The sequence below is a fragment of the Tardiphaga sp. GW822-FHT04G09 genome, from assembly GCF_058800725.1.
On sequence record NZ_JBXAMO010000030.1, the window covers coordinates 33,711 to 47,565 of the forward strand.

A 13,855-nucleotide genomic window follows, 5' to 3' on the forward strand; every position below is an offset into this window, starting at 1 on the left:
GGAGGGGAGTAAACATGATTGGTATTTTGCAGAAATCGATTGTTGCGGTCGCATTGCTTGGTGCGGCGTCCATGGGGACGGCAGTTGCGGCGGAGGACGTCGTCAAGGTTGGCGGCATTCTCAGCCTTAGTGGGCCGGCTGCTCCGTTCGGTATTCCTGAGCGTGATGCGGTCGAGATTCTGGCCAACAAGATCAACGCGGAAGGCGGGGTCAAGGGCCGTAAAATCCAGGTGATCTTCCACGACGATCAGAGCAACCCGACCGAGGCGGCCCGCGGCGCGACCAAGTTGATCCAGCAGGACAAGGTTCAGGCGATCATCGGATCGACGCTCGGTACCGGCACGCTCGCGCTGATGCCGATTGCCATGAATAACAAGGTGCCGGTGTTGGCACCGATCGGCACGATCGACGCGACGTCTAAGAAACATGCATTCTGGCCCTGGCTGTTCCGCTCCGCGCCAACCGAAGAGGTCATTCTGGACGGGATCATGGAGCGCGGCGTGTTTGGACCGAAACGCAAGAAATTCGCGGTGATGTATCAAGAGGACGCCTACGGCAAAGCCGGGATGGAATACGCGTTAAAGCTGTCAAAAGAAAAGGACATCGACGTCGTGGCATCGGTCGGCGCGCCGCTCAACGCCATTGACCTCACCTCCGCCGCAACCAAGATTCGTAATGCTAACCCCGAGGTCGTGTTGCTTGAGACCTCCGCACCCGCGCTCGGAGCGGCGTTCGTGCGTGCTGCTAAGCAGGTGGGGTTGACTGCGCCGATCATCGGTTCCGGCAGCCTCAACCAGCGGCCGTTTCTCGATGCGGCCGGCCCCGCCGGTGAAGGCGTCCAGGTGGTTTCGCTGGGAAACTGGGATGATCCGTCCGACAAGCAGAATGCACTCGGGGATATTCTCCGCGCTGCTGGCAAGAAGCCGTCGGGCTATGGCGAACTGCTTAGCTCCACCGGATTTCTCGTCCTGATGGAAGCCCTCAAGCGGGTCGATGGCGTGCCGACCGGCGCTGCGATCCGTGACGCCATCGAATCGATCTGTGACTTCAAGGGCACCTTCATCGACGGGACGATCTGCTATTCGAAGGATCAGCACGAGGGCTTCTCCAAGGACTCGCTGGTCACCGTCGAAATCTCGAACGGCAAGTTCAAAACGATCAAGTAAGACAACAGATCGATCCGCAGACTACGTAGCGTCTGCGGATCGATCTTCGGAGTAATCGTTCTGATGACGCCATCCTATCTCGACCGCCCCATCACAGACTGGACCTATGACCGGCTGTTGCAATGGCGCGCCCAAACGACACCGGACCGGCCGTTTATCTGCTTCGAAGACGGAAACTACCAGACCTTCGGCGAACTCAGCCGCGAGGTGGGTAGGCTCGCAGCGGGGCTGTCGCGGGCCGGGGTGAAAAGTGGCGACTGCGTCGCCATTCTGGCCGGAAACAGCCTGACGGCGATTCACGCCTGGCTGGCCATCAACATGGTCGGGGCCACGGACGCGCCGATCAACCCGGCATTCCGTGGACAGCCGCTGGTGCATGCGCTCAATATACTTGGCGCCAGCATGGTGATCGTCGATGACGAACTGGTGCCTGCCTTGCGCGAGATCGAAGGCGATCTGACTGCGCTTGCGCATGCCGTTCATTTCGGTGACGGTGTGCCGCAACGATGTACGGGGAGCTCCGATCGGCTGAAGTTCTGGCCTTACGAGGCCGTAGCGTGCGACCCCACAGACTGGGAGGCACCTATCATCACATTCGATCAGATTTCTTCTGTACTGATGACCTCAGGCACATCGGGGCCATCGAAGGGCGTCATGGTACCGCATGCACAGGCGATGCTGATCGCCAGGAATTCAGTCGATGGCTTGCGGGTCACCGATGCCGACACGTATTACGTGGCACACCCAGTCTTTCACATGTCCCCGCGTTACTGCGCGATCACGGCAGCGATGCTGGTCGGTGCGCGTGTCTGGCTCGACCGCGGGTTCAAGGCGGAGCGCTGGCTCCGTCGCGTGAGAACGGCACAGGCGACGGTCACGATCGGTCATGGTCCACTACTGGAGATGATCTTTGCGCAGCCCGAGCGTTCGGACGATGCCACCAATCCGTTGACCCGCCTTGGCACTTCGCCGTTTCCCAAGCACATCGCGGCCGCGTTTGAACGACGTTTTGGACTCAAGGGCATCGAGACCTGGGGCATGACCGAGGTCGGCATTCCCTGCTGGCATCCGTATGACGAAGCGTTGCGGCCGGGCTCCTGCGGCAAAATCCTCTCCGAATGGTTCGATGTCAAAGTAGTCGATCCGGCGAATGATTCTGCATTGCCGTCGGGGGAGATTGGTGAGCTGGTCGTGCGGCCGAAGTTTCCTGCAACGCTGATGCAGGGATATCTCGGCAGGCCGGATGCGACCGTCGAGGCCTGGCGCAATCTCTGGTTCCATAGCGGTGACAGCGGTTACATCGACCATGATGGCTGGGTCTATTTTGTCGACCGGTTGAAGGATCGGATTCGTCGAAGGGCGGAAAATATCTCGTCCTACGATATCGAATATGCAGCGCAGCAGGTGACAGGCGTATTGGACGCTGCCGCTGTTGGTGTTCCGTCTGAATTCGCGGGCGACGACGATGTCAAATTGTGCATCGTCATCGCCGCAGGGAGTGATGTCAGCCCCGCGGAGCTGATCGGCCAACTCGCCAAGGCGCTGCCGCACCATATGGTGCCGCGCTATATCGAAATCATCGCAGAGCTGCCGCGAACACCCACCAAGAAGGTGCAGAAGGCGGTGTTGCGCCAAGCCGGCATCACGGCGTCGACATGGGATCGCAAAGCAGTAGGCATTGCGTTGCGCGACCTTATTAATAGTTGAAACCCAATAGTTGAATCATGCCTGATGCGATGCGGGGCTATGTCTGGTTTCAGGAGTGAACCTTCTTCCTAACGGTTTTGTGAGGTGCTGACGAGGTTGCTGCGCCGGTGCCGTAGGCTGCTTCGATGGTTGAAAGGGTCGCTTCCCAGAGTTCGGACAGGCGTGAAAAGCGTCCGGAATCGCGGGTCACCGAACCCGCATAGTGAATGATCGTCGCAAGCTGAATGACGATGTTCTGCTGTGGGGTATCACTGCGGAATTCTCCCGCGCGGATGGCGAGGCCGACGCCGATCCGCACCAAGCTCTCGAATTCATACGACGTGCTTTGCAGGATCGATTGCATTTTCGGAGTCAAGGCGTCCCGATCCGACCGCAGCCGGATCATCAGGCTCCAGGGGTGGCCCTTGTCGCCAGTCGGATTGAACTTGTTGTAGCGCTCGCGATTGAAGGCAACGGTCGCTGCGATCTTCTCTCGAAGCGTCGTCTCGGGATCGGTCCAGACATGAGTATATCGCTCGATCGTTCCGCGGGCGTAGTCCTCAAGAACTTCCTCGACCAGGCCGCTTTTGTTGCCGAAGTGATAGTGCAGATTGGCCCGCGTCGTGCTGAGTATCTCCGAGATTTCGCGGAAACTCACGCCCCGATAGCCGTGTTTCACCAGCAGGTCGGCGGTCGTCGATTTGATCTTGTCACGCATAGTCGATCCGTAAATTGAAAGGGTGCCACGAATCCGCGAATTCGTGACACCCGATTGTCTCAGTTTTGCGAAGTTGCCGCAATCACTTCGGTGCGTCAGGCTGCTGCTTCAACCCTTCCGTGCGGCATCAGTCCGGCACGGATCATGGCGGCACGAATACGTTCGATCTCCGCGGCTGGCAGCTTTTGCAGCGGCGGACGCACGGCAGCCGAGGGCAGGCGTCCCAGCATGACCTGGGCTTCCTTCATACGGTTGTGCATGTCGACGCCGGGTGCCGAATAGAACGCATGCGTGGTGGGGTAGATGCGATCCGCCGCCGCCTTCGCTGCGGCCATATCGTTGTTGCGGACGGCCTCGTACAACGCGACCTGCAGATCGGCGATGGTGCTTCCCGCGCCCGACAGCAGGCCGTTGCAGCCGGTCACCAGCGAACTGAACAGCCACGCGCTGTGCGTCGTTAGGACGTTGAACGGGCGAGGACCATTCTGCAATTCGCGAACCGTCAATTCATGGCGGACCGGGTCGCCGCAGGCGTCCTTCATCGCGGCAATGGACGGAATTTCCGCCAGCATGCGGACCAGCGTTTCGTGCGGATAACACAGGCCGGTCGCGATCGGGAATTGGAAGATGATCAGCGGCAGGTCGGTCGCGTCGGCGATACGCTTGAAGTGATCGACCACCATGTCCGGGCGGGCACCCAGCATGAAGAGGTTCGGCGGGAAGATCAGGAGCGCGGAGGCGCCGCCTTTTTCGGCCATTTTGGCGATCTTGATGGCGTCGTTGGCGCTCTCGGCATACACGCCGTTGACCACCGGAAGCTTGGCTCCGACTTCTTCCATGGTGACGTCGAGGATGCGCTGCTGCTCCTCGAACGTGCATGACGAGACTTCGGAAGCGTGCCCGTTGACGGTGATCGCAGCGATGCCGCGGACACCGGTGACGTCGCGCAAATGCTTGCGATAGCTGCCTTCGTCGATCGACAGGTCGTCCTTGAGGGGCAGCAGGCAGGCCGGGATCACGCCTGAACAATCATATTTGGTGCGGCTCATTTTTCTCTCCTTGGTATTGCTTATCGTGACGTAAGTCAGACGCCTTCCAGTACGACGATATCGGCGATCGATGCGCCGTGGCGTGCATCTCGGGCTTTCAGGTAGATCGCCGAATTGTAGAAATCCTTTGCGCGCTGAACGTTATCGAACTCGACGATAACGAAGCGGCGATCAGGGGCGTCGCCTTCCAGTGCCACCGGCAGCGAACCGCGCACGTGATAGCGCCCGCCGAACGACTCGATCGCCTCCTTGGCGAGTGGCTTATATTTTTCGTAGGCCTCCGGATCAGTCACCTTCACCTGCGCCACCACGATCGCTGCCATGTTTGTCATTCCTTCCCGGTAAACCTGCCGCAAAATTGGCACTGACATACATGTAAGTCAATATCTTCTAGCGTAAGCGACATGCAAAATGCAGCTGCCGTGGATGAAATTGGCAATCTTTATTGACCTGCACGTCAGTAAATGACATTTTGCCGAAAACCGACTTGGCCATGGGGTTGAAACATGAAAATCAAAATCGAAAAACACAGCCGCGTGGCAGTTCTTATCCTCAATAATCCGCCGATGAACGTGGTGACGCTCGACTTAACGCGGGCGATGAACGCTGCGTTGAAGGAATTGGAGGCCGACGCTGGCGTCGGCGCACTGGTGCTGACCGGCGAAGGTAGCAGGGCGTTCTGCGCCGGCTCCGACATCAAGGAGTTCCCCGGGCTCATCGCCGAGAAGGGGATTGTGAGCCGCAAGCTCGGTTTTGAGAACGAGACCTACGGCGCAGTCGCTCATTTTCCGAAGCCGACCATCGCGGCCATCGAGGGTCTCGCGCTGGGCGGCGGGCTCGAACTCGCGGCCGGCTGCGACTTCATCGTCGTGTCGGACAATGCCCGGCTTGGGCTTCCGGAAATCAAGCTCGGTGGCTTCCCGAGCAGCGGCGGCACCGTGCGCGTGACGCGGCGTATCGGCCTGTCCCGCGCCAAGGAAATGATGATGTTCGGCGACATGATCGATGCGCAGACGGCGCTGGAATGGCGGCTGGTCAACAAGGTGGTCCCGGCCGGAACCGTGCGCGCGGCTGCGATCGAGATGGGCGCGCGGCTCGCCGCAGGTCCGGAGCAGGCGATGTATGCCTGCAAGAAGGCGATCGAGGATGCCATGAACTGCTCGGAGGAGGAAGCGATCGCCACCGCGATGCGTCTGAGCGAGAGCCTGTCTCAGACCGCGGATTTCTCCGAAGGCGTCACTGCCTTCGCGCAGAAGAAACCGGCCAAATTCTCCGACCGCCTCAACGTCGGCGTGTTCGCCAGCGGACGCTGACGATCACATCATCACCTGCGAAACCATCCGATGTGCCGCGATCCGTAGCAATCGCCTGGTCGCAAGAAACAAAAAAAGGAAACGTTCGTGATCGACTTCTCGATATCCGAAGAAATGACCATGGTTCTCAAGACGCTGAAGCGTTTCATTGAGACCGAACTCAAGCCGCACGAGGCCGAGGTCGAAGAGAAGCAGTTCGTTCGCCCCGAACTCGCGCTCGAACTGAAGACCAAAGCCAAGGCGCTCGGCCTATTCGCGCTGGGCATGCCCGAGGAATCTGGCGGTGGCGGGCTCAGCGCCGTCGACATGTGCCTGTGCGAGGAACAGTTCGGCTGGACCAAGGACGCGCTGGTGCGCCGGGCCTTTGGTGCAATTCCTGCTGCACTTGAGAATTGCGTCGGCGAGCAGCGCGAGCGCTATCTCTATCCGGCCGTGCGGGGTGACATTGGCGTTGCGCTGGGGATGACGGAGCCTAATGCGGGCTCCGATGCCGCGGGCATTCAAACGACGGCCAAGCGCGACGGATCCGATTTCGTGATCAACGGCTCCAAGCACTTCATCAGCGACGCCGATCTTGCGGATTCGTTCATCATCACAGCGGTGACCGATCCGAGCAAGGGCGCGAAGGGCATCACAGCATTCCTGCTCGATCGGGGCACGCCGGGATTCACGGTCGGTCGCATTCAATACATGATGGGGCTACGCGCGACCAATCATTGCGAGCTGTCCTTCGATAACGTCCGGGTGTCCGAAAAGCAGATGCTCGGCGCGGAAGGACAGGGACTTTACCAAGCCTTGTCGACCATCAATCGCGTACGGCTCGGCATGGTTGGCGGTCGCTCCGTCGGCATGGCCAGCAAGCTGATGAAAATGAGCATCGACTATGCCAACGAACGCAAGCAGTTCGGCAAGTCGATCGGCGAATTCCAGATGGTTCAGGCCATGCTCGCCGACATGGCGACGGAAATCTTCGCCGCACGCATGATGGTTCTCAATGCCGCGTGGGAAACCGACCAAGGAATGGATCCGCGCGAGAAGGTTTCGATGGTGAAGTACTACGCGTCAGAAATGCTCGGCCGCGTGGCCGACAAGGCGGTACAAATCTTCGGTGGCATGGGCTATTGCCGGGAGATGCCGTTGGAGCAGCTTTACCGCGACGCGCGCGTCTACCGCATATTCGATGGTGCGTCGGACATCCACCGCATGGTGATCGCGCGCAGTCTGCTCAAGACCGGCACCCACCCGGTCTGAACAGCGCTTTTATCGACGTCAATTGAATCGAGATCGATCATGCTTAGCAAGATGCGCGTCCTGAGCTTTTCTCACTTCGTTCAGGGTCCGGCCGGTTCGCAGTATCTCGCCGATCTCGGTGCAGAAGTCATCAAGGTCGAGCCGCTGACCGGCGCTTTCGAACGCAATCACACCGGCGGCCATGTCTATGTCGAAGGTCTGAGCGCGAGCTACTTCGCGGTCAACCGCAACAAGAAATCAATCGCCATCGATTTGAAGAATCCGAGAGCCAGAAAGATCCTGTACGACATCATCGCGACCTGCGATGTGGTGACGGAGAATTATCGCGGCGGCGTGCTCGATCGGCTCGGTTTTGGCTACGAGGCCGTCAAGGCCGTCAAGCCGGATATCATCTACGCATCAGCCAGCGGCTGGGGCTCGAGCGGTCCGATGGCCGACAAGCCCGGGCAGGATCTGCTAGTGCAGGCACGCTGCGGCCTGGTGGCCGTCACCGGTAATTTGGAGCAGCATCCGACAGTGCCTGGTGTGCCCTTGGTCGATCAGCATGGCGCCGCATTGCTCGCGATGGGGATCATGGCAGCTTACGTGAAGAAGCTGACCACCGGCGAGGGAACGCGGGTCGAGTCCAACCTTCTCAATGCGGGTCTCGATCTGCAGCTCGAATCGATGGCGGTGTATTTCTCCGGGAAGCGGACACCTGCCCATGTCCAGCGTCATCCGCAATTGGCTAACTGGCATCTCGATGCGCCGTACGGCGTTTACAAGCTCGCGGATTGCCATGCTGTCATCAGTCTCGGCGGCGACATCGAGCAGTTCGCGTCGGCAATCGGATCGCCCGAGCTGATCGCTCTCGGAAAAGATCGCATGGCGATGCGGGACGAGTTTACGCGGATACTCGCAGAAGAACTGACAGGCTGGACCTTCGCGCGGCTCGAAGCCGCGTTGACGCCGCACGCGCTGTGGTTCGAGCGGGTTCAAAACTATGACCAGATCAGGGTCGATCCGCAGGTCGCCGCAAATAATTGCTTCATGGAAATTCCCATCAGGAACGGCACTGCGACGGTGCTTGCACATCCCGTCCGCTACGACGGTAAGGCGCCTGCGCTTCGCCGCGTGCCGGTCGAACTCGGCGCCGACACGCGCCAGGTCTTGCGCGACGTGGCCGGACTGAGCGACGCGGCCATCGAGGAGTTGATCGCCGCGAAGGTCGTGCACGGGCCGGTGCCGGCGTGACGGCTGATCGTGTCATGATCCGAAACATCAGAACTGGTGATTGAGATGACGACGACCGAACTCCGCAAGGTGACACTGGACGACAAATACGTGCTGCCGTCGGGGCGCATCTATCTGTCGGGCATTCAGGCGCTGGTGAGATTGCCATTGATGCAGCGCGCCCGTGATGCCAAGGCAGGGCTCAACACCGGCGGCTTTATCTCGGGCTATCGCGGATCGCCGCTCGGCACCTACGACAATGCGTTGTGGTCGGCGAAAAAACATCTGGCGGTCGAGAAGATTCGGTTCCAGCCCGGACTGAATGAAGATCTGGCCGCTACGTCGGTTTGGGGCAGCCAGCAGGTCGGAATGTTTCCCGGCGCAACCGTGCAAGGCGTGTTTGGTATCTGGTACGGCAAGGGCCCCGGCGTCGATCGTTCGGTCGATGCATTGAAACATGCCAATGCGGCGGGCACGTCGCGCTTTGGCGGCGTCCTCGCTCTGGCTGGCGACGATCACGGCTGTCAGTCCTCGACACTGGCGCATCAGAGCGAGCAGGTGTTCCAGGCGGCGATGATGCCGATCCTCAATCCAGCTACCGTGCAGGAGTATCTCGACTTCGGCATCTACGGAATTGCGCTGTCGCGCTATTCCGGATGCTGGGTCGGCTTCAAGGCGATCTCAGAGACCGCCGAGAGCTCCGCGTCGATCGAGGCGGATCCGGATCGCATGCAATTTGTCACGCCGACGGATTTCGAGCCGCCAGCCGGTGGGCTGCACATTCGCTGGCCTGATCCGCCGCTGGAGGCGGAGGCGCGCCTGCATGGTGCCAAGATGCGAGCGGTGGCTGCGTTTGCCCGCGCCAACCCGATCGATCGCACCACGATCGATTCGCCGACCGCGAGCCTGGGCATTCTCACCACCGGCAAGGCATATCTCGATGTTCGGCAGGCGCTGTCGGATCTCGGTCTGTCAGAACAGGCCTGCGCCGATCTCGGACTGCGTGTCCACAAGGTCGGTCTGACTTGGCCGCTCGAGGTCGAGGGCGCGCGCCGTTTCGCCAAAGGGCTGAAAGACGTTCTGGTCGTCGAGGAGAAGCAGGGCTTCATTGAAACCCAGTTCGTCCACGCGATCTTCAATATGGATTCGGGAGAGCGCCCGTCCGTCGTCGGCAAGCGTGATGAGAACGGCGATGTCCTGCTGCGCAGTGAAGGCGAGTTGTCGCCGACCCTGGTCGCTCGCGCCATCCTGTCCCGGCTCGAACGCCAGGGGAAGGGCAGCGCCAATCTCGCGCAGCGCATTGCCCGGTTGGAGTCCTTCGAGGAAATCGCGCGCACGCCGCATATCAAATCGCAGCGGGCGCCGTTCTTCTGCTCGGGCTGTCCGCACAATACGTCGACGCAATTGCCGGAAGGCAGCCGCGCGATGGCCGGCATTGGATGCCATGGCATGGCGATGTGGATGCCGAACCGAAATACCGACACCATCACGCATATGGGCGCAGAGGGCGCCAACTGGATCGGACAGTCGCCGTTCACGACAGAGAAGCACGTCTTCCAGAATCTCGGTGACGGCACCTACACCCATAGCGGATTGCTGGCCATCCGGGCCGCGGCCGCCGCGCGGATCAACATCACCTACAAGATCCTCTACAATGACGCGGTGGCGATGACCGGAGGGCAGTCTGCGGAAGGCGGCTTCACCGTGCAGCAGATTGCTGCGCAGGTCGCGGCCGAAGGCGCCAATCGCGTTGTCATGGTGTCCGACGAGCCGGACAAATACACCGATCCGTCGCAGTTCCCGGCGGGCGTCACGTTCCATGGTCGCGACGAGCTCGATGCGGTGCAACGCAAGCTGCGTGAAATACCCGGCCTGACCGTCTTGATCTACGACCAGACCTGTGCGGCCGAAAAGCGCCGGCGGCGCAAGCGCGGACTGTTTCCGGATCCGCCGAAGCGCGCCTTCATCAACGATGCCGTCTGCGAAGGCTGCGGTGATTGTTCAGTGAAGTCGAACTGCGTCTCGGTCAAGCCGCTGGAAACGCCGCTCGGCCGCAAGCGCGTCATCGATCAGTCGAGCTGCAATAAGGATTTCTCCTGCGTCGAAGGGTTTTGCCCGAGCTTCGTGACTGTTCATGGCGGAGGTCTGCGCAAGCCGGCCAAGTCGGGAATGAAGTCCAATGCAGCCGACATTTTTGCGGGTCTGCCGATGCCGGCAACCCGGATGCTGGTGGAGCCCTACGATATCCTGATGACCGGCATCGGTGGCACCGGTGTCGTCACCATTGGTGCGCTGCTTGGTATGGCCGCGCATATCGAAGGCAAGGGCTGCTCGGTTCTGGATTTCACCGGTCTGGCGCAGAAGAATGGCGGGGTGATGAGCCATGTCCGGATTGCGCCGCGCCCGGATGATATTGCGGCTGTTCGCATTGCCGCGGGCGCGTGCGATCTGCTGCTCGGTTGCGACATGGTGGTGGCGGCGTCGCCCGTCGCGCTATCGCGTCTCGAAAACGGCGTATCGCGTGCGATCGTCAATACCTCGCTGACGCCGACTGCGGCTTTCGTTACCGATGGCAATATTGATTTCGAAGCCAATGTGATGCATCGCGTGCTGCGCAAAGCGGTCGGCGACGTGGGGATCGATTTCGTCGAAGGAACGCGGATCGCGACGGCGCTGATGGGGGATTCGATCGCTACCAACCTCTTCCTGCTCGGTTACGCCTTCCAGAAGGGTCTTCTCCCGGTCAGCTTCGAGGCACTCGATGAGGCGATCGCGCTCAATGGCGGCGGTGTCGATGCCAACAAGCGAACCTTCGCATGGGGACGGCTTGCCGCTCATGATCCCGCGGCCGTCGAGGTCACCGCCCGTCCTGACAGTACGCCGGTCGAAAAGCCACTGTCGTTGCAGGAAAAGCGCGCCTCCTATGCTGCGTTCCTCACCAGCTATCAGGACGACGCCTATGCCCGGCGTTACCAGGATGTCGTGGCGCGGGTCGAACAGGCCGACCTTCTCGATCCCAATCTTGGTTTGACCGATGCGGTTGCCTGCAATCTGTTCAAGCTGATGGCGTATAAGGACGAATATGAGGTCGCCCGACTTTATACGGAAAGCGAATTCCGCGACAAACTCGAGCGCCAGTTCGAGGGCGACTACAAGCTCAAGGTCCATCTGGCCCCGCCGCTGCTGGCGCGCCGGGACCCGGTGACGGGCCACCTCAAGAAGCGATCGTTCGGCCCCTGGATCCTGTCCGCCTTCGCGGTGCTGGCGCGTTTCAAGCACCTGCGCGGAACGTCACTGGATATTTTCGGATATACCGCGGAGCGTCGTATGGAGCGCGAACTGATCGATCGCTACATCGCCGATATCGACCAGATCCTTTCGGGCCTGAACCTCGGCAACTACGCGACCGCAGTAGAACTGGCCGGTCTGCCGGGCATGGTAAAAGGATTCGGGCACGTCAAGGAACGCAACGTCACTGCGATGGTCGCGCGACGAAAAGAGCTCATGCTGCAGTTTGAAAGCGAAACGGCGGCTCCGTCGTCCGGCGTGGCGTTACAGGTGGTTGCGGCGAGATGACATCCCGCGCGGGAGACCCAGGATCTCAGGTCCCCTGCACGGCATGGGCAAACCCGCTAAGCGTCGCACGCGTCAGCTTGCGGCCGATTTCCGGATCGTTGCCGCTTCGATACCACAGCAGCATGTTGCCATCGTGCACTGCCTCCAGATAGAGCACGATGTCTTTGGTTGCCTGCTTGGTACTGAATTCGCCGGTGGATTTTCCGGCATCGATGATCGCTTCGAGGAGCGTTGCAAGCTTGCGGTAGATGCGAAACATCTGGGTGCGAATCTTGGCTTTCGCTCGCGAGACCTCGACCGACATCAGGATCATCACCGCTAGATCCTCGGGATGCGTCGCAGCCCACTGGGTCTGGTGTTTTACCAGTGAGGCCAGTTGCTGGGTTGGTGATCCGCCGCGCTGCTGGACGCGTTCGATGGTGGCGTCGATGGAGCGGGCCTCAATGGTTTCGAGAACCTTGAGAAGCAGCCGCTCCTTGCTTTTGAAGTGATAATACACCGCGCCCTTGGTGAAGCCCGCGACGGCGGCGACCTCTTCCAGGGTGCTGTTCCAGTATCCGCGCGTGGCAAACAGCCGAACCGCCGCATCGATGATGCGTGCCAGGCTCTGGTCGCGTTTGGACGCTTTTTCGACAGGGGCCTGATCGGCTGGGACTCTCTGGGTCGGCTTTTTGGTAGCCGGCCGCTTGATTCGGGGTTTTGCAGCGACACGGGACGCGCTCGCGTTGGCCGTCACGGCGCTGTGTCGTTTAGCGACTGGCATAAATTTCCTTTGCAATCAGAAGGCGTTGGATCTGATTCGTACCTTCCCAGATCTGCGTAACCTTGGCATCGCGCATCATGCGTTCGATCGGGTAGTCCTTAAGATATCCGTAGCCGCCATGCAGTTGCACGGAATCTGTCGAAACAGCCATGGCCGTGTCACTGCACAGGACCTTGGCGAGCGACGCGTAGCGCCGCGAATCAGGATGGTTCCGGAGCCGGTAGTCCACGGCTTGATACAATACCGAGCGTGCGGCCTCCACCTTGAGAGCCATGTCGGCGATCATGACCCGGACCGCTTGAAAGCGGGAAATCGTCTGGTCGAACTGGCGGCGGTCCTGGGTATATTTCAGCGCCTCGTCCAGCGCGCCCTGGGCGATGCCGAGTGCGTGGGCGGCGATGGTCAGGCGCGAATTGTGAAGCATCTCGGTGATATAGGCGCCACCCTTGTCCGGATCGCCGACCTCGCGGCCGGTGGGGATGCGGCATTGCGCGAGGATGACGTCAGCCGTCGGACTGCCGCGCATCCCCATTTTGTCCTCGGCCTTGCCGAAGCGGATGCCGGGATCGTCGCGATGGATCATGAAGATGCCGAACGTGTTTTCGCCGGTCCGCGCGAAAATGAGGTACCAGTCGGCCCAGCCGGCATTTGTGATGAAACGCTTGGTGCCGTCGAGCACCCAGCCGTCACCATCGCGTTTGGCCGTAGTGCGGGCCCCCATCAGGTTTGATCCGCCTTGCGGTTCGGTAAGGCCCCATGCGCCCCGCATCTCGCCCTTGCAAATCGGCGGTAGCACCAGCCGTTGCAACGCGTTGGAGCCATATTTCACGATTCCCTCGAGCACCCAGCCGCTGGTGATGGTGAGGGAAGTCGAGGCGCAGGCCCGGGCTAGTTCTTCCGTAGTGATCACCTGGGCATACAGGTCGCCGTCGGATCCGCCGAGATGCTCGGGAAACGGCAGGCCGGGAAGGCCTAGCGCACGCGCAGCATCAATGGCCTCGAGCGGCGGGCGGCCCTCGCGATCGACCGTCGCGGCATGGGGCGCAACGCTGCGTTCGACGAAGCGGCGCAGATTGCCTCGAAATTCCTGATACTTGTCATCCTCACTCAGGCGCATGGTT

At 60.6% G+C, this 13,855-nt stretch carries 11 protein-coding genes; 6 read left to right on the forward strand and 5 right to left on the reverse strand.

The features are described 5' to 3' along the window. The first annotated feature begins 14 nt into the window (after positions 1–14). Entirely contained in the window at positions 15–1,166 is a 1,152-nt protein-coding gene (locus tag AC1RLZ_RS29285) for an ABC transporter substrate-binding protein (protein WP_493191518.1), read from the forward strand. A 63-nt stretch (positions 1,167–1,229) separates the two neighbouring features. After that, entirely contained in the window at positions 1,230–2,873 is a 1,644-nt protein-coding gene (locus tag AC1RLZ_RS29290) for an AMP-binding protein (protein ID WP_493191519.1), read from the forward strand. A gap of 49 nt (positions 2,874–2,922) precedes the next feature. Here AC1RLZ_RS29290 and AC1RLZ_RS29295 read toward each other — a convergent pair whose 3' ends face one another. From AC1RLZ_RS29295 to AC1RLZ_RS29305, 3 genes are all read right to left on the reverse strand, one after another. Beyond that, positions 2,923–3,570 carry a TetR/AcrR family transcriptional regulator gene (locus AC1RLZ_RS29295; protein WP_493191520.1) on the reverse strand — a complete coding sequence of 216 codons (648 nt, stop codon included), beginning with the start codon at positions 3,568–3,570 and terminating at the stop codon, positions 2,923–2,925. Between the two features lie 95 nt (positions 3,571–3,665). Beyond that, on the reverse strand, positions 3,666–4,619 hold the full coding sequence (locus AC1RLZ_RS29300; protein WP_493191521.1) for a dihydrodipicolinate synthase family protein: 954 nt from the start codon (positions 4,617–4,619) through the stop codon (positions 3,666–3,668). A gap of 35 nt (positions 4,620–4,654) precedes the next feature. Further along, a complete protein-coding gene (locus AC1RLZ_RS29305) occupies positions 4,655–4,942 on the reverse strand; it encodes a DUF1330 domain-containing protein (protein ID WP_493191522.1) in 288 nt (95 codons plus the stop codon). A 183-nt stretch (positions 4,943–5,125) separates the two neighbouring features. Between AC1RLZ_RS29305 and AC1RLZ_RS29310 the strand changes: the two genes are divergently transcribed. From AC1RLZ_RS29310 to AC1RLZ_RS29325, 4 genes are all read left to right on the forward strand, one after another. Next, complete coding sequence (locus tag AC1RLZ_RS29310; protein ID WP_493191523.1) at positions 5,126–5,932, forward strand: enoyl-CoA hydratase/isomerase family protein; 807 nt, start codon at positions 5,126–5,128, stop codon at positions 5,930–5,932. A gap of 87 nt (positions 5,933–6,019) precedes the next feature. Continuing rightward, positions 6,020–7,183, forward strand: a complete 1,164-nt coding sequence (locus AC1RLZ_RS29315) for an acyl-CoA dehydrogenase family protein (RefSeq protein ID WP_493191524.1) — start codon at positions 6,020–6,022, stop codon at positions 7,181–7,183. Between the two features lie 39 nt (positions 7,184–7,222). After that, entirely contained in the window at positions 7,223–8,416 is a 1,194-nt protein-coding gene (locus AC1RLZ_RS29320) for a CaiB/BaiF CoA transferase family protein (protein ID WP_493191525.1), read from the forward strand. Positions 8,417–8,461: 45 nt separating this feature from the next. Next, the gene (locus AC1RLZ_RS29325; RefSeq protein WP_493191526.1) at positions 8,462–11,971 is read left to right on the forward strand and encodes an indolepyruvate ferredoxin oxidoreductase family protein; all 3,510 of its coding nucleotides are present in this window, start codon (positions 8,462–8,464) and stop codon (positions 11,969–11,971) included. A 25-nt stretch (positions 11,972–11,996) separates the two neighbouring features. Here AC1RLZ_RS29325 and AC1RLZ_RS29330 read toward each other — a convergent pair whose 3' ends face one another. After that, positions 11,997–12,707, reverse strand: a complete 711-nt coding sequence (locus tag AC1RLZ_RS29330; RefSeq protein ID WP_493191527.1) for a TetR/AcrR family transcriptional regulator — start codon at positions 12,705–12,707, stop codon at positions 11,997–11,999. A gap of 13 nt (positions 12,708–12,720) precedes the next feature. Next, on the reverse strand, positions 12,721–13,851 hold the full coding sequence (locus AC1RLZ_RS29335) for an acyl-CoA dehydrogenase family protein (RefSeq protein ID WP_493191528.1): 1,131 nt from the start codon (positions 13,849–13,851) through the stop codon (positions 12,721–12,723). Between the last annotated feature and the right edge of the window lie 4 nt (positions 13,852–13,855).